General features: G+C 41.2%; 17 protein-coding genes and 1 pseudogene. 17 read left to right on the top strand and 1 reads right to left on the bottom strand.

Annotation, left to right across the window (positions count from 1 at the left end):
- Positions 1 to 8 precede the first annotated feature (8 nt).
- The 15 genes from flgL (at position 9) to K331_RS29060 (ending at position 15256) form a co-directional block, all read left to right on the top strand.
- Positions 9 to 902, top strand: a complete 894-nt coding sequence (gene flgL / locus K331_RS0106865) for a flagellar hook-associated protein FlgL (protein ID WP_028589706.1) — start codon at positions 9 to 11, stop codon at positions 900 to 902.
- 12 nt (positions 903 to 914) lie between these two features.
- Positions 915 to 1487 carry a DUF6470 family protein gene (locus K331_RS0106860; protein ID WP_028589705.1) on the top strand — a complete coding sequence of 191 codons (573 nt, stop codon included), beginning with the start codon at positions 915 to 917 and terminating at the stop codon, positions 1485 to 1487.
- Positions 1488 to 1560: 73 nt separating this feature from the next.
- Positions 1561 to 2004, top strand: coding sequence for a flagellar assembly protein FliW (gene fliW / locus K331_RS0106855; protein ID WP_028589704.1), 444 nt, complete (start codon positions 1561 to 1563; stop codon positions 2002 to 2004).
- A 1-nt stretch (position 2005) separates the two neighbouring features.
- On the top strand, positions 2006 to 2242 hold the full coding sequence (csrA, locus tag K331_RS0106850; protein ID WP_028589703.1) for a carbon storage regulator CsrA: 237 nt from the start codon (positions 2006 to 2008) through the stop codon (positions 2240 to 2242).
- A 166-nt stretch (positions 2243 to 2408) separates the two neighbouring features.
- Complete coding sequence (locus K331_RS0106845) at positions 2409 to 3236, top strand: flagellin N-terminal helical domain-containing protein (RefSeq protein WP_028589702.1); 828 nt, start codon at positions 2409 to 2411, stop codon at positions 3234 to 3236.
- Positions 3237 to 3313: 77 nt separating this feature from the next.
- The gene (locus K331_RS30915; protein ID WP_051289690.1) at positions 3314 to 3658 is read left to right on the top strand and encodes a flagellar protein FlaG; all 345 of its coding nucleotides are present in this window, start codon (positions 3314 to 3316) and stop codon (positions 3656 to 3658) included.
- A gap of 20 nt (positions 3659 to 3678) precedes the next feature.
- The gene (fliD, locus tag K331_RS0106835) at positions 3679 to 5157 is read left to right on the top strand and encodes a flagellar filament capping protein FliD (RefSeq protein ID WP_028589701.1); all 1479 of its coding nucleotides are present in this window, start codon (positions 3679 to 3681) and stop codon (positions 5155 to 5157) included.
- Between the two features lie 59 nt (positions 5158 to 5216).
- The gene (fliS, locus tag K331_RS0106830; protein ID WP_028589700.1) at positions 5217 to 5603 is read left to right on the top strand and encodes a flagellar export chaperone FliS; all 387 of its coding nucleotides are present in this window, start codon (positions 5217 to 5219) and stop codon (positions 5601 to 5603) included.
- Position 5604: 1 nt separating this feature from the next.
- A complete protein-coding gene (locus K331_RS0106825; protein ID WP_028589699.1) occupies positions 5605 to 5928 on the top strand; it encodes a hypothetical protein in 324 nt (107 codons plus the stop codon).
- Positions 5929 to 5941: 13 nt separating this feature from the next.
- On the top strand, positions 5942 to 9130 hold the full coding sequence (locus K331_RS0106820; RefSeq protein ID WP_028589698.1) for an IPT/TIG domain-containing protein: 3189 nt from the start codon (positions 5942 to 5944) through the stop codon (positions 9128 to 9130).
- A 69-nt stretch (positions 9131 to 9199) separates the two neighbouring features.
- Complete coding sequence (locus K331_RS0106815; protein ID WP_028589697.1) at positions 9200 to 10294, top strand: tetratricopeptide repeat-containing glycosyltransferase family 2 protein; 1095 nt, start codon at positions 9200 to 9202, stop codon at positions 10292 to 10294.
- Between the two features lie 15 nt (positions 10295 to 10309).
- Positions 10310 to 12232: a glycosyltransferase gene (locus tag K331_RS0106810; protein WP_028589696.1), complete on the top strand. Its 1923-nt coding sequence runs from the start codon at positions 10310 to 10312 to the stop codon at positions 12230 to 12232.
- Positions 12233 to 12254: 22 nt separating this feature from the next.
- On the top strand, positions 12255 to 13040 hold the full coding sequence (locus tag K331_RS0106805; protein ID WP_028589695.1) for an FkbM family methyltransferase: 786 nt from the start codon (positions 12255 to 12257) through the stop codon (positions 13038 to 13040).
- 121 nt (positions 13041 to 13161) lie between these two features.
- Positions 13162 to 13743 carry a hypothetical protein gene (locus K331_RS0106800; protein WP_028589694.1) on the top strand — a complete coding sequence of 194 codons (582 nt, stop codon included), beginning with the start codon at positions 13162 to 13164 and terminating at the stop codon, positions 13741 to 13743.
- Entirely contained in the window at positions 13733 to 15256 is a 1524-nt protein-coding gene (locus tag K331_RS29060; RefSeq protein WP_051289688.1) for a glycosyltransferase, read from the top strand. The genes K331_RS0106800 and K331_RS29060 overlap by 11 nt, the downstream gene beginning before the upstream one ends.
- A 48-nt stretch (positions 15257 to 15304) precedes the next feature.
- Here K331_RS29060 and K331_RS29055 read toward each other — a convergent pair.
- Positions 15305 to 15997: pseudogene (locus K331_RS29055) on the bottom strand (IS30 family transposase).
- Positions 15998 to 16349: 352 nt separating this feature from the next.
- Here K331_RS29055 and K331_RS0106785 point away from each other — a divergent pair.
- On the top strand, positions 16350 to 16547 hold the full coding sequence (locus K331_RS0106785) for a cold shock domain-containing protein (RefSeq protein ID WP_018887618.1): 198 nt from the start codon (positions 16350 to 16352) through the stop codon (positions 16545 to 16547).
- A 295-nt stretch (positions 16548 to 16842) separates the two neighbouring features.
- A complete protein-coding gene (hpf, locus tag K331_RS0106780; RefSeq protein WP_028589693.1) occupies positions 16843 to 17400 on the top strand; it encodes a ribosome hibernation-promoting factor, HPF/YfiA family in 558 nt (185 codons plus the stop codon).
- Positions 17401 to 17900 lie beyond the last annotated feature (500 nt).

Below are 17900 nucleotides of genomic sequence, written 5' to 3'. Positions count from 1 at the left end.
TGATATAAATGCGTATTACTCAATCCATGATGAGCGGTACAATGATGCATAATTTGCAAAATAACTATAACCGCATGAATAAATATCAGGAGCAACTGCTGACGCAAAGACAGTTAAATCGTCCTTCAGATAATCCTGGTGGTGTTGCGAGTGCGTTGAATTATCGTCAAGAGGTCTCTTTCACTACGAAGTTTAGCGAAAATGCGGAAGATGCTGATTCTTGGATGCAATTCACAGACAGTGTCATGATGGAGACAACCAGTATCGTACAACGTCTGTCGGAGCTTGCAGTACAGGCAGGGACGGATACAATGCCTGAAGATGCCCGTTTAAATGCTAAGCAAGAGGTTGATCAGTTATACGAACAGCTGGTGCTCTTAGGGAACTCACAATTTAAAGGGAAATATGTCTTTAACGGTGAACGTGTAGATCAAAAGCCATATCCAGGTGACCCCGCCAATGAATCCTATGTGCTGGATACTGGCGTAGTTGAGTATCAGATTGGAGCAGGTGTAACTGTACCTGTGAATATGCTAGGTAATTCAGTGTTTGGTGAATTCGGCTCTGCCGATGGTCTATTCAAAGTGGTTGATAATATGAAACAGGCTTTAGATAATGATGATACAGCAGGAATTCAAAGTGTCATTACGCAGCTGCAAACCTCTTTGCAGAATATTACTACTGCTCAAGCGGAGATAGGCGGTAAACAAAACCGTCTGGAATTCACCTTAAGTCGATTGGAAGATCTCAATCTGAATTATTTGGATCTGCAATCCAAGGTAGAAGATACGGATATGGCAAAGGCGATAACAGAGCTAAAAACAGCTGAGAGTATTTATCAATCTTCGCTCGATACTATTGCTCGGATCATTAGACCAAGCCTACTTGATTTCTTAAATTAAGGGAGGTTGCCTATGGACTTTCCTAAAATTCAAATTCAACAGGGGTACAGCAAAATAGCTTTGGAAAGAACCGAAGGGCAGTGGAGCATACAACAGCCTAAGGCAGAAATAAATATGCAGCAACCAGCAGGGGAACTGAACATCGAGTATACTCCAGGCAATCTGAATGTAGATCAGAGCAAGGCATGGTCTGCTCTTGGATTGGCAAGAAGCATTGAGATGCTGGATCGCATTGCACAGAATGCGTGGGACTCCTCAATGCAGAATATTGCGGAGATTGCTCAGGCTGGAGATCAAATGATGGCCATTCAGAATAAGCAGAATGCCTTCGCAGCTATTGCTTATCAAAATGCGATGAAGGACAGGCCCATGGAAATCAGAGGACCTGCCTCCTATGATAACGTCGACATTACCTACACGCCAGGTATAACGGATATTCAGTATACAGCTAATCAGGTCAAATATGATCCAGAATATAATAAGCCAATTATTGAGTATACTCCTGAGAGCCTGGAAATTTACTTAACTCAAAAAAACTTCATACATTTTAGTACAATCGGTACTCAATTGGATGCGGTTGTATGAGATACTGCTTACAATAGCTATAATGAACAAGTTCATATAGCTATTTTTTTTAATATTCAGAGGAGGTTACTTCATGCTAGTTCAAACGGTTAGATTTGGGGAACTTGAGATTAAGGATACATCTATTATTCACTTTGTAAGCCCCATTTTGGGATTTGAGGAAGAGCGTAAATTTGTTTTTATACCTTCATCTGATGAAGATAGTCATTTTATATACCTGCAATCTATTGAGGATGCCAATTTAGCCTTTGTATTAGCTGATCCTTTCCCTTTTTATACGGGCTATGAGTTTGATATTGAGGATAAGTGGATACAAAAATTAAAGCTGGATGCTAAAGAAGACGTTGAGATCAGGGTCGTGACTACTGTAAGATCACCCCAGGATATTTCTGTTAATTTAAAAGCTCCTATTATAATCAACCGGAAAAACAATGATGCTGCTCAAATTATATTAGACAACTCCCGATATACAACTCGCCATTCGTTATTTAGCAATCCCTCACAAGGAGGAGAATGATATGCTGATTCTATCAAGAAATAAGGGCGAAAAAATTATGGTTAATGATGATATCGTCATCTCTGTAATTGAAATCTCTGGAGATCAAGTCCGAATTGGGATTACAGCTCCCCCTCATGTGAGTATTTACAGAGAAGAGATCTATAATATAATCCAGAGTCAAAATAAAGAAGCAGTTCATTTGAACGATAATGTAGAAAGTATTCTTCACCAAATTCAATCACCCAAAAAGAAATGATTTTTTTGAAAAAATTAAGATAATCTATAAACATTGCTATGAACTATCCGATATATATATCATGGACAGCATTTCTGATTTTGACGGCCGCAAATCAGACAATGCGCCTAATCATGGGTGAAGCAAGGATGCTAATCACCAACACATTCCAAGGAGGAATTTTATCATGCGTATTAACCACAATATTGCTTCTTACAATACTCAACGTCAATTGACTGCGAACAACAATGCTCAAGCAAAATCTCTCGAAAAATTGTCTTCCGGTTACAGAATTAACCGTGCAGCTGACGATGCAGCTGGTCTGGCAATCTCCGAGAAAATGCGTAACCAAATCCGTGGTCTGGAGCAAGCGAACCGTAACTCTCTTGACGGTATCTCCCTGATCCAAACTGCTGAGGGTGCTTTGAACGAAACTCATTCCATGCTGCAACGTATGGGCGAACTGTATAACCAAGCAGCGAACGAAGTGTTGACAACAACTGACTCCGCGAAAATCGATAAAGAAATTTCTCAATTGTTTGAGCAAATCGACTCCATCGCGACTCAAACAAAGTTCAACACTAAAGATCTGTTGAGTGCAGGTGTTACTGGTCAAGCTCTAACGTTCCAAGTAGGTGCAAATGAAGGCGACACTATCGTTCTGTCTTTGGCTGCTGCTGATACTGGTTCCTTGGCACTGGATACTCTGACAAGCCTTACAGCTGGAACTAACGCTGAGGCTGCTGCTAACCTGACTATTGTACAGGAAGCTATTGACACTGTATCCCAAATCCGTTCCGATCTGGGTGCTGTACAAAACCGTCTGGAGCACACGATCAACAACCTGGGAACTACTTCCGAGAACCTGCAGTCTGCTGAGTCCCGGATCCGTGACGTAGACATGGCGAAAGAAATGTCCGAGTCTACTAAAACGAATATCCTTCAACAAGCTGCTACTGCAATGTTGGCTCAAGCGAACCAACAACCGCAAGGCGTTCTGCAGTTGCTTCGTTAATCAATTGCTTAACGCAGGAGCCGGCCGGATTATCCGGTCGGCTTCTTTTTATAAGTTTATGTTAGGAGGCTGAATGGATGCGAATTGATTCGTTTTCAGACAAGTCTCTCTCGATACAGGGTAACATTTCAGCAAGTCAGAGTGTAAATACTATTCACAGTCAACAGGATTCCTTGTTAGGAAATGTAGCCTCTATTGGAGAGCAGCGGCTTTCTGATCTGATTGAGCATGGGAATAAGGTGCTTCAAAGATTGGATACCCGTCTTCAGTGGTCAATGCATAAAGAAAGCAGTCAATATATTGTGAGGGTAATAGATACACAAACTGATGAGGTGTTAAGAGAAATACCTCCAGAGAAGTACTTGGATCTTGTAATCAATCTATGTGAGCAAGTTGGTTTGTTTCTGGATGAACGAACTTAAGAAGGTAGGGGGTGTAATTAATGGCTTCAACGATAAAATTGACTGGGATGGTATCTAACTTAGATACAGATTTGATCATCAAGCAGTTAATGCAAGTGGAAAGAATGCCGTTGAACAAACTTGAACAGAAAAAGCAAACCATTGCTTGGAAACGTGATGAATATCGTGAGATGAACACGATGCTAACTTCTATTCGTACGTTAACGGATAAACTACGGTTCTCGTCCTCATTTACAAAGCAGACAGCAACGAGCAGTGATTCAAGTGTTGTAACGGCAACCTCTTCTGCAGCAGCAACAAGTGGTGGTTACTCCCTCAAGGTTGATAAACTGGCATCAAGTGCTTTTGTAGCAGGCAATAGTGTGAAAGTCGACACTAAAACCCAAATTAATCAAACAGGATCCTTTGAAATCGTAGGACCAAAAGGATCAACAACTGTTAATGTGACTGCAGACTCCACCTATGATTCTGTGATGAAGCAGGTTAATGCTGCTAATATCGGCGTATCCATGAGTTATGACAGCATTAATGGTCGCTTCATGATGGCTACCAATAGCACTGGCTCTAGTGCCTCTATTCAAATTAATGATGCGGGCGGCTTTGCATCTTCGGTATTTGGAGTTAGTGCTGCTACGCCTGTAACAGGTACAAACGCTCAAGTTCAATTAAATGGACAAACCCTTGAATTTGATAACAATTCTTTTGAATTCAATGGTGTGAGATTTGACCTTAAAGGAGTATCCACATCGACAGTATCTGTTACAGTAGCAAGAGATACTACTGCTATCGTTGATCAAGTAAAAGGCTTTGTAGAGCAATACAATAAACTTGTTGATCAGGCAAATGATAAAATAAAGGCTGTTCCCAATCGTAGTTATACCCCTTTGACTGAAGAGCAAAAGGAGGGTATGACAGATAAGCAAATTGAGCTTTGGGAAGAAAAAGCAAAAAAGGGTCTCCTTTATCGTGATGATATCCTACAGAATACCCTTTCTTCTTTAAGAAGTTCATTGATTAAAAAGGTAGACGGTCTTCCTTCTGAAATGGACTCATTATCGGATATTGGCATCACTTTCAAGTCTTATTCAAAGGGATTGACCAGTGAACTGGGCAAGCTTCAAATTGATGAAGCAAAACTTCAGGATGCGATAACCAAGAATCCTGAAGGTGTTATGGACCTTTTCACAAAGACTAGTGATCTGGACTCTAAAGATCCAAATTACTATAATGAGACAGGTTATGGCGAGAGACTTTATGACTCATTAACTACGCAGATCAATCAGATTATTAAGCGTATTGGATCAGGAACTGTATCAGATGCCGAAGACAATAGCCAGATAGGTAAGCAGATCGGTGAAATTAATAAGCGTATGTTCACATTGAAATCCCGATTAGTTACTATTGAAGAGCGCTATACTAAGCAATTTACAGCGATGGAGCTATCTTTACAGAAGCTTAATAACAAAGGCTCATGGTTAACGTCACAGTTGAGTGGCTAGGCTAATTCAGCATTAGTTCTAATTTCGATCAACTTTTTATATAAAGGGAGCGGTACGATATGATTACACCGAATTATCAACAGCAGTATTTAAAAACTAAAGTAGAGACAGCAAGCCCGGGTGACCTGACCCTCCTTTTATATGAAGAGTTGTACCGTAAGCTGAACATGGCCAAGATGCATATGGTAAAAAATCAAGAAGCTGAAATGCTGGAACGTGTTCATGGAGCACGAGCTATACTATACGAATTGCTAGGTACTTTAAATCACGATTATGAAATTGCAGGGCAACTTCGTGAATTGTATCAGTTTTACCTGTCTCAACTGAATGAGTTTGCTGTTAATAAACAACCAGAAATGCTGGATTCAGTCATTGAGTTTGCAAAAGGGTTTGCAGAAACCTGGAAAAAGGCTGTTCAGTTGGTCAAAAGCGGAAAAGGTAACTGATATGGAACGTTATAATGTGATGCAACAATTGAAATGGATGTATGAGGAGATTCTAGAGAGTGGAGATGCGAAGAACTTCATGAAGCAGGAAGCGGAGATAGATGAATTATTCGACATCCTGCAATTGAAAGCCACTGAAGGGCCGTATAACCAACAAGAACTGGAAAGCTTACATGATCTAGTTCAGCTGAATGACTCTATGAAATCTTTATTGTCCAGTGATATGAAGCAGATGGAAGTCAAACGTAACATGTCTCCCAAAATATCGCAGCAATATGACACCCCTGCATTTACGGATTCTTACTTCTTTGATAAAAAACTTTAGTAGGAGGTTTTGTATGAGTAGCTTGAAGAGATTATTTATTATGCTGCTTATTGGTTTTATAGGGATAAGCATAGTCCCATTTTCCACAGCGGAGGCTGCCAACTATGTGTCCGCTTCCAAGACGGTGCAGCCAACAAGTGTTTTGGTAGGGGGAGAAGCAGAAGTCACCCTCAATCTTAAGGGGACTCCACCAGTAAATGTTGTTAAACCAAATGATGTTATTCTTATCATTGACAGATCAGGGAGTATGTCTCCACCTTATAATAAGGATGGGGAAGATAAAATGGCCAGCGCTAAAGCAGCTGCCAAAGGGTTCATTGATTTGATGGATCTAACAAAGCATCAGGTCGGTATCGTAGACTATTCTGACAGAGCATTTGAGGGGGTCCCGCTAACAACTGATGCAGCGGCCGCTAAGAGCTACATTGATAAAATCACGGCTAATGGTGGGACTGGAACCGGTGCCGCAATTGCTAAAGCCCAAGAGCTCTTGGCAAATCATAGACCTGAAGCTCAGCCTGTCATTGTACTGATGACAGACGGTGACGCGACCATAGCAGGAGACGGCCTCAGTGCATATGAATACACTTTGAAAAAGGCGAATGAAGCAAAAGATGCAGGCATTGTCTTCTACACCATTGCACTATTGGGTAAATCAGACAATCCAGATTCAAGTGGTCCCAACAAACTGCTGAAAGATATGGCGACAACCTCGCATCATCACCACTTTGTCTTAGGTTCAACCGGATTAGCTCAAATCTATGCAGCCATTGTAGAAGAAATCGGCCTAGCCAGTGCGTATGATGTCGTTGTCAATGACATTGTAAGTGATAATTTTGAGATCATTCCTGGTTCCTATGATAATAATATACCAAAACCAATGGTAAATGGGAATACACTAACATGGAATTTCTTGGAGCTCAAGAAAGATACTTTATCATTCACCTATAAAATACGCCAAAAGCAAGGAGGAGTTGCTGGTACTTATCCTGTGACAACAACTGCTTCTGTGGTTACCTATAAAGACTACACAGGTGCTACGCGTACTTATAAAATCCCTTCTGCGAACCTTGAAGTTAAAAATCCGGCCCCGATCATAACAACCGTATCGCCGAATAAAGGTCTCATTGCAGGTGGAGAGACGGTGACAATCACTGGCGAGAACTTCCTTCCTGGTGCTAAAATATACTTTCTTAACCTATTAGGCACCAATGTGAATGTTGTTAGTGATAAGGAAGTAACAGTAGTTACTCCAGCCGGAACCCAAGGGCCGGTTCAAGTAAAACTTGTGAACCCTGATAATCAGTCAGCAACTGCTGAATACAGCTACTATGCTATCCCTGAGATCACCAGTATCTCTCCCGAGAATGGACCGATAGCTGGCGGGACAAACGTGAAGGTATACGGCAAGAATTTTATGAAGGGCGTACAGGTGAAGTTTGGAGACAAAGCAGCGTCTTCAATCACATTCAATAACTCTGGTTATTTATATGTTAAAACTCCTGCAGTCGATACCTGGGGACCAGTAGACGTTTCGATTGAGAATCCTGATGGAACTTCAGCCGTTCTAGAAAAAGCATTTAATTATGATGAGCCACCAAAGTTGGAGTTGCTATCGATAACTCCTGCAGAAGGATCTACAATTGGTAACGAGACTGTAGCTTTGGCTGGGAAAGAATTCAAAACAGGTGCGAAGGTGTATTTTAATAATATTGAAAGCTCCTCCGTTACATTTAGTTCTGCCCAAGCTTTAATTGTAAAGACACCAGTATGGGATAAAGAAGAGAAAGTAGATATTAAAGTGGTAAACCCTAGTGGAGAGGAAGCAAGCTTAACGCAAGCGTATACGTACATTGCACCGCCTCCACCGCCAGGACCAACAATCAGTTCTGTGACACCAAACACTGGCCGTATGGATGAAAATACTTTGATTTATATCGATGGCGCCAACTTTGAGAAGGGCGCGAAGCTAAACTTTGGGGGAGCAGATACTACTTACTCTTATGTTTCTGCAACTAGGCTGCAATTGCGTACACCATTCTGGAATGAGCCAGTTAGTGTAGATATACAACTAACCAATCCAGATGGACAATCTGCAAGTCTGGAAAAAGCTTTCACCTATACTGTACCTCCGGCGCTTCCGGATCCAGTAGTTAGTAGAGTTAGCCCGGCTAATGGTCCAATGACCGGTGGTACATTAGTCTATGTAGATGGAGCTAACTATCAGAAGGGTGCCAAGCTCTTCTGGATTCAAGGCTCCAATATCACGGAATTCAACCCGGATTTCATTAATGCTACTCGCTTAAGATTCCGTACACCTGCGACTACAACGTTTGGACCGGTTGATATTAGAGTGGTGAATCCAGATAATAAAGAGGCTAGTTTGACAGCTGGATTTACGTATGATGCGCCTCCTGTACTTCCAGATCCTGTTATCACCTCCATATCCCCGGCAGTTGGGAATGTGAAGGGTGGAAATGTTGTTGATATTTACGGGGAAGAGTTTCAAAAAGATGCAAAAGTAAGTTTTGGCTCACAAGAGATTGATTTATATGCATATGTTAGTAAAGCAAGAGTGAGAGTTAAGGCTCCTGCTTCAGATGTAGCTGGAACTGTGAGCATAAAGCTGACCAATCCAGACGGGAAGTCAGTCACATTACCTAATGCCTATACGTATGAAGAAGCCAAGCCAGAGATCACAAGTGTCTCACCTGGAAATGGACCCTTGGCTGGAGGGACAATGGTGTATGTAGATGGAAACTATCTGGAGTCAGGTCTTACTCTGACATTTGCAGGGGCTCCAATTAGTTATGACTATGTAAGTAACACTAGAATAAGATTTAGAACTCCAGTTGGATCTGCAGCGGGTCCTGTAGATATTGTGATTACTAATCCTACTGGCGCGTCAGTTACTGCTCAATTTGTATATGATGCACCACCTGCTATACCTGCACCTACACTTACAAGTCTCTCACCTACTAGTGGTCCAGTGGCTGGAGGAACACTACTGTATGTCGATGGTAAGAACTTTATAAATGGCGCAGTTGTTAATATTGATGGTGTGAATTACGCAGCTAGCTTTATTAGTGCAACGCGGGTACGTCTCCGTACACCAGCTAATCCGGCGGCAGGGGGAGTACCTATTAAGGTGATCAATCCTGATGGTCAAGAGACCGGAACATTAATGTTTGAGTATAAGTAATTACTGCACTACAATAAGAAGGAGTCCGTGAGGGCTCCTTTCTGTTATACATACGAAGGAGGAAATAGCATGGGTTCCCTGTTACCAATTAGTGCATGTATCCTTACCAAGGATGAAGAGGATTTAATCGCAGAGACTATTCGTTCTGTAACTCCTTATGTTCGGGAGGTCATCGTATTGGACACAGGCTCCCAGGATAATACCGTACATATAGCACGTACTTGTGGAGCTAAAGTATTTGAAACTGAATGGCTGGATGACTTTGCAGCGGCACGAAATCATCTTCTTGGACTGGCGCAGGAAGAATATATATTCATGATAGATGCGGATGAAAGGTATCAGGGGAAGGGAGAAGACCTAAAGAGATATATTCAGGCAAAGCACAGGATGCCCGGACGGATAAAAATAATAAACGAACTCGATCAGGGCGAGAACTCTGTGAGTTATATTACTAGACTAATTCCTAACAATGGTCAGTACAGTTATAGGGGGAGCATTCACGAACAACTATATTGTTCAGATGAATCTGTATCAGGTATGGATACGGAAATTACTGTATTACACGAAGGATATAAGAAATCAATTCTAGAAAAGAAGAAAAAGACAGACAGAAATCTACGGCTTTTAATGAAACAGCTAAATGATTACCCGCAGGATCCTTATGTATTATTTCAAATTGGCAAAACGCTATACGTAGCCAAAGATTATAGTCAGGCTAATGAGTACCTAGCAGCGTCCTATCATTTGTTAATGAATGAAGAGGCATATGATTACACATTTACTCCCAACGTAGTATTACAGTATTGCTATTGTTTGCTAAAAGAAAAAAAATGGCTTGAGCTGCGAAATATTTTGGGGAAAGCACTAGAAAAATACCCTAACTATACCGATCTATATTTTATACAAGCTTCTTCAATTATTGAATCAGGAAATGTGCAAGAATTCCATAGTATCCCTAATATCTATTATAGTTGTTTGGAACTGGGGGAGGTTCGGTCTGGGACTTACGAGACTGTTGCCGGGGTAGGTAGCTATAGAGCATTATACAACCTGGGCATCTATTTTGAAATTACAGGTCAGATCGAAAGAGCCAAGGAGTATTATGCAGCGAGTGCGAAGCAAGGCTTTATTCAGGCTACTAAAAGGCTTGAGATCTTGGATTAGTGAGGAGCAGCTAAAGTGAAACATCAAACAATATCATTATGTATGATTGTGAAGAATGAAGAAAGAACCTTGGCGAGGTGTTTAGAAAGTGTTCAAGGAATCGTTGATGAACTCATTGTTGTGGACACTGGTTCTGTAGATAAAACTGTAGAAATTGCTGAGGGATTCGGGGCTAAAATATATCATTACGATTGGGATAATAATTTCTCCAATGCTCGGAACTATGCACTTCAATTTGCATCCTGTGATTACGTTCTGTCTTTAGATGCTGATGAGTGGCTTGAAGATGCTTCAAAGAGCAAACTGCTTGATTTGCTGAATAGGTCTTATTATTTCTTAAGAATTCGGAACGTTATTCGAGCGGGTGTAGTTGATACACATTCGTTTGTTAGATTATTTAAACGAAGTGTCGGCTATAAATATGAAGGCTATATACATGAGCAAATTAATCATTTGGACTTCCCTGATGACAAAGGGGGTAATTTGCAAGTATACATTAACCATGATGGGTATACACAGGTAGTCATGCAAGGGAAAAGTAAAAAATCACGTAACATGATGATCATTGAGAAGGAGTTGGAGGAAGCGCCAACGGCATTTGGCTACTTCAACCTAGGGACGCAGTACAAGGTTGCACGGGAGCCTGAAAAAGCAATTGAGGCCTTTAAAAAGGCTTACGCACTTGGTCCGGATAAAAATTTTATTCCTAAACTGATTATTTACCTCATTCAATGTTTAACAGAGCAGCAGCGGTATGGGGATGCGATTAATGTGTTAAATGATTCTATCCCACTCCATCCCAAATATACCGATTATCATTACTATTTGGGCACCATATATGCAAAATTGCATTATTGGAAGGATGCAGAGCAATGTTTTCTAAAGTGTATTGAATTGGGAGAGGTTGAAGATTTCCTGTATTCTTCTCTAGAAGGCGTTGGTTCATATATGGCGCATGCGCATCTCGCCAACGTTTACCTAGCTTTAGAGGAACGAGAGAAAGCATTGAACCATGTCTCACAAAGTATTCGGCAGAACAGTGTTCATGTAGCTTCTCTTAAAATCTGGTTGGACATGTTCTCGAACTCGGATTGGGATGATCTTCTAAAAGGTCTTCACTCATTGTACTCACTTCATTCAGTCGAAGAGGCAGGCGTAGTTATGCAGGCCTTGTATCAATTGAGAAATCCATTGTTCTTGAAATTGTCAGGTGAATCCTCATCCAGTCAGGCTGATGCAGGAGTGTCGGCTTGGCTTAAGCAGTTGAACGGAGAGTATGAGTCAGCTAAGTTAAATTGGACGAGCAATCCAGATGTTACAAGCTTTCATTTAAGAGATATTTTCTTTTTGGCTGTGGTGACACAAGATGCAGATTTCTATAGAGGCTTTAGTCACATTGCAAATCTCCGTCAAAAAGAACAGAATCTTATGCTGAAAATCGTTAAAAGAGAAGAGATAGTAGGTCTAGACAAACGTTCGCTATCTCGAGAGCTCATCCAGCATTTCTCAAATCTCTGTTATGATTTGCTAATGCTCAGAGAGTATGAAACTATCGAATATTTGATGACGCAAGTTCAATCGGTTGTTCTTCGTTTAGAGCTGTCCAAGCAGTTGTATAAATTTAAATTTACAGAATTAGGGCTGCAAGCTTTGTTGGAGCCTGGAGAAAATTCTGAGAAAGTAGCAATTTTTATAATGGCGGGTGACTTGCTTCGTGATGCGCAGCAATTTGGAGATAGCTATCAATATTATCTTGAAGCTAACCACATTCAACCCAGTTATGAGTTAGCTCTTAAAATGTATCTACTAGCAGATAAAGTGGGCGATCAAGACATTAAGGGAAAAAGCTTGAAGCTAATGTCGGAGTTCACACCAGTGTCTCCGTGGGCGTATGAGAGCTTTAATAACAGACCGGAATACTATTTGAATAACAACTAATTTTAAGCATCGAGGTGGAATTATGCACGGAACGTATATTGGAAATAATAAAATGCTCGTAAAGTTAGCATTTAATGCAATGCTGACAATCTCATCAAATGACTATAGCCTCATGCCAATTCTTGTTACAAGCGGAGCTTTCGAGGCACCTTTAACAAAGTATTTCATCAAGCATGTGAAGCCAGGAAATGTTGTAGTCGATGTGGGTACAAATGTGGGTTATTTTACCTTGCTATCTGCGAAATTGGTAGGAACTAGCGGTAAAGTAATAGGTTATGAAGCTAATCCTGAAATGTACTCATTTGCTCAGGATAATATAGCAATGAACTGGCTGACTGATCAGGTAACATTGGTAAACAAGGCTATATATTCGGAAAATCGGCAGCTACAATTTCAGACATCTGAGAGGTTCCACGGCTACTCTTCTATAAATGAGAGACCGACGGATGAACTGGTAAGAGATCAATTTACTTGTATTGAAGTTGAGGCTGTGACATTGGATAGTGAATTGGAAGCAATCGATCGAATTGATTTATTGAAGATTGACATTGAAGGCGGGGAATATCAAGCCTTTTTGGGGGCTATAGACTCCATTAAAAGTAAAAAAATCCGTAAAATTAGTTTTGAATGGAATAAGCCTATGTTAGGCGGAGAAGCGGAACCTTTTATCTATTTGTTGAGCGACATTCTGAATGTTCATGGAGGGAAATTGTTTCTACTGAATGCTGAAGGCGACCCTACACCAGCTACATTAAAAGAGATCACAGCAGTAGATTTTTATCCTTTTGTCTTGATAGAGTTCAATTAAATAAATAAAGTAGCTTAAGCAATTAAGAGTGTATCTCATGATAAAAGTACACTCTTTTTGTTTGTCTTTGAAAAGAAAGCTTTTCGTCTATTAGCTAGATGATGACAGGAGTGGGGTAAGCATGAGGATCTATTTTGTTTTGGAAGAAGTGTACAATACAGATGAGCTTGAGTCCGTTAATAAGCTGGCACAACTCATGTCTTCAAAGGGACATATTGTGGAGTTTTTTGCACCCAATCAACGGAGCCAGCCACATCGAATGGAGATGTTCGACAAAATAAATTATTATTATTTGCAGGGGAAAAGAAAAATGAAAACAGAGTATATTGCAGAGAAGGCGATGGGGTTTTGTGAGGTTTTGAGCGAGCTTCCTTTAGCGGATATTATGATAGCGTTCCATCCCCATGCTACCTTTTATTGCCGAATGCAGGTAGGGACCCTGCATAAGATTCCTATAGTATTTCTGACACAGAACTCAATTAACATATATAGTGATCCAGGTTTCATTAATTATGCTGATATAATCTGGACAGCTTCTTCAAATTTAGTAGAAGAGATAAAGGAAACAATAGGAACCAATGTTATGAAAGAGATATGTAATTTAGAATTAAGTGATGGAAAAGAAGAAGAAATTTTTAAACAAATAAAATGTTCTCTAGAAAATTATATTTCTCCAGATCGGTGGAATGGGCATGATTGTTGATATTGTTTTGGGAAAGGCAATGGGAAGAGGCGGTTTGGAGACAGTTCTGACATTAGTGACCCAAGAACTTAAAAGAAGAGGACATGTACCACGTGTATTTCAAATGTCCTCCCCTGATTACGAAGAGTGGGCTACTACACTGCCTGAAATCAGATATTATGATCAAGGTAACGATAGTCTTGGTGAAAATTTCACGGGGGAAATTGACATTTTTCGCTATTCTCTTGGCTACCGCAATCTTTTAGACCAGATTGGTCGTCCAGATATTGTGTTAGCTACTCATACGCCAGCACTAAGTATGATCTGCAGATTGGCACTAAGTTTTTATGGGGAAAAAAGACCGCCTATTCTTTCTTGGCTTCATGGCCCCTTAGAGGCATTTGGAGGGGGGAAGAAATTAAAGTACAGTGATGCACATTTAGCAATATCCGAATCTTTGCAAAACAATATTAGAGAGACATTAAGAAATGATGCAGAAGTGTACTATGTAGGCAACCCGATACCTGATAAGGATTTCCCCTTGATACCCAGACCGACTCAAAGTGAGATTAAATTAATATTCATTGGCAGAATTGAAAATCATTCAAAACGATTGGATGTATTATTTAAATCCTTGAGCATGCTTTCCGGAGCATGGAGTCTGGATATTATTGGTGGGGGAGAAGACGAGCAATCTCTAAAAAAGTTATCGGAAGTGTTGAAGATTTCAGATAGAGTCCACTGGAAAGGATGGAAGGAGGAGCCATGGCTTGAAATCAATGAGGCGTCTACACTGGTTCTTTCCTCCGACTATGAGGGGTTCGGTATGGTGCTTATAGAGGCACTATCTAGAGGAGTTCCTGTAATTTGTACAGAAGTAGGAAGCCCTAATGAGATTGTGAAAAATGGGATTAATGGGTGGTTGTTTCCGAAAGGAGACTCACAGGCTCTTAAAGATATTCTGCAGGGAATCCTTAGTGGAGCTACTGAATTGCCTTCAGCAGAAAATTGTGTCGAATCCATTAGCCGCTATCGAGTTAGCAATGTAATTGAACGATTTGAACAGAGCTTCTCAATTGTAAGGGAAAATCATTCTTTTGTACCTATTGATGTGTACTCAAAGCAGTTTGATAATGTTCTGAGTGAACTGCAGGGCTATATCGAGGCGCTTAATCCCTCTCCTACCATGGATAAAATTGTGGAAGTTGTAGAATTTGCTAAAGATTTAAATGTGTCCTTTGATTCCTTTGCACAATTTGTCGAGACATGTCTTAGTGGAGGACAGAAGGACCAAATATTATCTGATATGGCAGTTATGTTTTGGTCTGAGGGTAGAAAGGGTTTCGTAATTCCATTGCTTAAGAAGGCTTACGAAATCAACGAGAATAATTCAGATGTCCTATTCAATTTAGGCTATGTGATATGGATTGAAAAGAATGACCCAGCAACAGCACTAGTATTTCTAGAAAAAATCAAGGCAAAAAATCATGAAGTACTGGCTCTAATTAATGATATACAAAGTAACTATAGATAGTCTGAAGTGAACCTTGGTAGGGCATTAATATTAATCTGTGACAGAGTGTCAAGCCAAGTGCGACAGTTCCTCTGAAAAGGATTCGTGAGCGGTTCTCCAGTCCAGACATTTACGTGGTCTGTGATTGATCAAGTGCAGAGCGTTTTCTAGAGCTTCATCCGTGATTTGTGCGAAATCCGTCCCCTTGGGGAAAAACTCTCGCAGGAGGCCATTGGTATTTTCATTCGAACCACGTTGCCAAGAGGAATACGGATCTGCAAAATACACCTGCACCCCATGAATGGCCTCCAGGTTGGTGTAACAGGAGAACTCCTTGCCACGGTCTGCGGTAGCGGTTGGAAACACATGGGCAGGGTACTGCGAAGCCGCTACCCCAAAGGCAATCTCCATGGACAACGCGGTACGGTCTGGCATACGAATCGCGGTGTACAAACGGGTCTTTCGTTCGATGAACGTAGCTACGCAGCCCTTGCTTTTCCCACGGCCCGAGACCACCGTATCCAGATCCCAATGGCCGAAGGTTCCCGGTTACGAATCTCTTTCGGACGCTGAGAGCTGGACATAGCTCTCTTGAGAGTTCTGTGCGCATTACGGATGCTCTGCTACATTACGGCGGAGTTCACGGCCAATGGTGGCATGATGTCTGCCAAGTTCCTTGGCAATCGCTCTGGTACTTTTCCCCTGCTGGTGGAGGATTTCTAGCTTGCTACGTTCGATTATGCTAAGATGTGTGTAGCTCATGGTGGATTCTCCTTGTGTGAATGGGGTTGGGGAACTTTCATTCTACACGAATCCGGCCATGGGCTCTTTGGTATATTTATTTCCAGTAGGTGTCGCACTTCATATTACAATCCGTCCTGTAAAAAAAGTGAACTATATTGTTATTTTTATGATTCAGTTCCCAGCATCCTGGGTTATTCTGCTTAGAGTGTACTTTTCAGCTTCACGTATTCGACAAACATCTACATTAAGGTGACATTATATTACAAAAAAACATTTACATTTCCAATTGACAATGGATAACCTTGGATGGTATAGTCGGAAATGTGGGCGAGAGCTTCACTTCATTTGATGACGAAGGGAATGTTAGTGCATGCAAGGTAAAGTAAAATGGTTTAACGCAGAAAAAGGTTACGGTTTCATTGAAACAGCCGAAGGCGGCGACGTATTCGTACATTTCTCCGCAATCCAATCTGAAGGCTTCAAAACCCTCGAAGAAGGACAAGACGTTGAATTCGATATCGTTGAAGGCGCTCGTGGTCCGCAAGCAGCTAACGTAATCAAATTATAATCATCCCGGCTTGGCCGACCTACATAATTGGTAAGATGGTTAGCAATTTAGACAACGCTAGCAATAACCCTGGAACAGGATTCCAGGGTTTTTTTATATGTTTTGAGTCTATGAATCTATTATGAAAATGCTTTCTTCGTGTCAAGAAAACTTTCATGAAATGTCGAAATTACACAAAAGAAAAGATGTGAACGCAATAATTTTTTCTTTTAACAAACTGCTCGAAATGCGCGTCATGGCTTTTACTCCAGCTTAACACTTGTGGTATAATGAAGGAGCAAAGGAGGCGTGTCTTATGAACTTTACAGTTCGAGGTCAACAAATCGAGGTTACTGACGCTTTGAGAGAGTATGTTGAGAAAAAGCTTAGCAGACTTGAGAGATACTTTGATGCACCCCCAACATCTGATGGAAGTGTCACGTTAAGCACCACAAGAGGACTTCACACCGTAGAAGTTACCATTCCTTTGCCGGGGTTAGTACTCCGGGCCGAAGACGAAAGTGAGGATATGTACGCATCCATCGATGCAGTTACGGACAAGCTTGAACGTCAGATCCGCAAGCACAAAACAAAGCTGAACCGCAAATTCCGCCAGGATCGTGGCTTGAAGACGCTGTTTGTAGAAGAGCCGGTTACGAATGGCTCCGCTAGCTCTGATGAGCTGGATCATGATGATCTGGAGGTCGTGCGTACCAAGCGTTTCCTCTTGAAGCCAATGGATGTGGAAGAAGCGATTCTGCAAATGAATATGGTTGGACATAATTTCTTTGTATTCTCCAACATCGACAATGAAGAAGTGAATGTAGTGTATAAGCGCAACGACGGCAAGTATGGCCTGATCGAGCAAGAGTAAGGACAAGCGAGCCGAAGTGGTCGCTATCTATATGGAACTAACTCATTGCCATCTGTAATAATTGCATAGTGTACATTCCAAGCCCTTGTCTGCGCTGTATTAGCCAGACGGGGCTTTTTTGATAACGTAGAGCTACGGTAATGGGGTGTAAAGAGATGGGTCTGTCGTTAACGCATGGTAGCGTCTATTGGCAAATTCACTATGTGTGCTTCTTACCTTACATGCTGTTATATAGATAGCTGCGATCTGACTGTTCGAGTAAGCGGACGCAATGGCCGGTGATTTCTCCTACACATCAGAAGTCGAGCTAACGATAAGTTGATGTTACTAAAGCTATCGTGAAGCGGTGTAGCGATGTCTCATTCAACCCCTTATATACCAAATTAAGTATGTACGGAACTAAAGCTACACTTGACTCGTCTATAAATTAGGTAGCAGCCAGAAGAGGGTTGTAGATTGTATGAACTTTTAATAGTTGTAGTTAGCACCAACTTTAATAG

This window comes from Paenibacillus massiliensis subsp. panacisoli DSM 21345 (genome assembly GCF_000426545.1).
In the GTDB taxonomy this organism is placed as follows: domain Bacteria; phylum Bacillota; class Bacilli; order Paenibacillales; family Paenibacillaceae; genus Paenibacillus; species Paenibacillus panacisoli.
The sequence above is the reverse complement of the archived record's forward strand: the minus strand, read 5'-3'. Positions and strand labels throughout refer to the sequence as shown.

What these genes read in the sequence shown, in the direction of transcription:
- flgL (WP_028589706.1), top strand. Translation starts at nt 9, where the DNA reads ATGCGTATTACTCAATCCATGATGAGCGGTACAATGATGCATAATTTG.
- K331_RS0106860 (WP_028589705.1), top strand. Translation starts at nt 915, where the DNA reads ATGGACTTTCCTAAAATTCAAATTCAACAGGGGTACAGCAAAATAGCT.
- fliW (WP_028589704.1), top strand. Translation starts at nt 1,561, where the DNA reads ATGCTAGTTCAAACGGTTAGATTTGGGGAACTTGAGATTAAGGATACA.
- csrA (WP_028589703.1), top strand. Translation starts at nt 2,006, where the DNA reads ATGCTGATTCTATCAAGAAATAAGGGCGAAAAAATTATGGTTAATGAT.
- K331_RS0106845 (WP_028589702.1), top strand. Translation starts at nt 2,409, where the DNA reads ATGCGTATTAACCACAATATTGCTTCTTACAATACTCAACGTCAATTG.
- K331_RS30915 (WP_051289690.1), top strand. Translation starts at nt 3,314, where the DNA reads ATGCGAATTGATTCGTTTTCAGACAAGTCTCTCTCGATACAGGGTAAC.
- fliD (WP_028589701.1), top strand. Translation starts at nt 3,679, where the DNA reads ATGGCTTCAACGATAAAATTGACTGGGATGGTATCTAACTTAGATACA.
- fliS (WP_028589700.1), top strand. Translation starts at nt 5,217, where the DNA reads ATGATTACACCGAATTATCAACAGCAGTATTTAAAAACTAAAGTAGAG.
- K331_RS0106825 (WP_028589699.1), top strand. Translation starts at nt 5,605, where the DNA reads ATGGAACGTTATAATGTGATGCAACAATTGAAATGGATGTATGAGGAG.
- K331_RS0106820 (WP_028589698.1), top strand. Translation starts at nt 5,942, where the DNA reads ATGAGTAGCTTGAAGAGATTATTTATTATGCTGCTTATTGGTTTTATA.
- K331_RS0106815 (WP_028589697.1), top strand. Translation starts at nt 9,200, where the DNA reads ATGGGTTCCCTGTTACCAATTAGTGCATGTATCCTTACCAAGGATGAA.
- K331_RS0106805 (WP_028589695.1), top strand. Translation starts at nt 12,255, where the DNA reads ATGCACGGAACGTATATTGGAAATAATAAAATGCTCGTAAAGTTAGCA.
- K331_RS0106800 (WP_028589694.1), top strand. Translation starts at nt 13,162, where the DNA reads ATGAGGATCTATTTTGTTTTGGAAGAAGTGTACAATACAGATGAGCTT.
- K331_RS29060 (WP_051289688.1), top strand. Translation starts at nt 13,733, where the DNA reads ATGATTGTTGATATTGTTTTGGGAAAGGCAATGGGAAGAGGCGGTTTG.
- K331_RS0106785 (WP_018887618.1), top strand. Translation starts at nt 16,350, where the DNA reads ATGCAAGGTAAAGTAAAATGGTTTAACGCAGAAAAAGGTTACGGTTTC.
- hpf (WP_028589693.1), top strand. Translation starts at nt 16,843, where the DNA reads ATGAACTTTACAGTTCGAGGTCAACAAATCGAGGTTACTGACGCTTTG.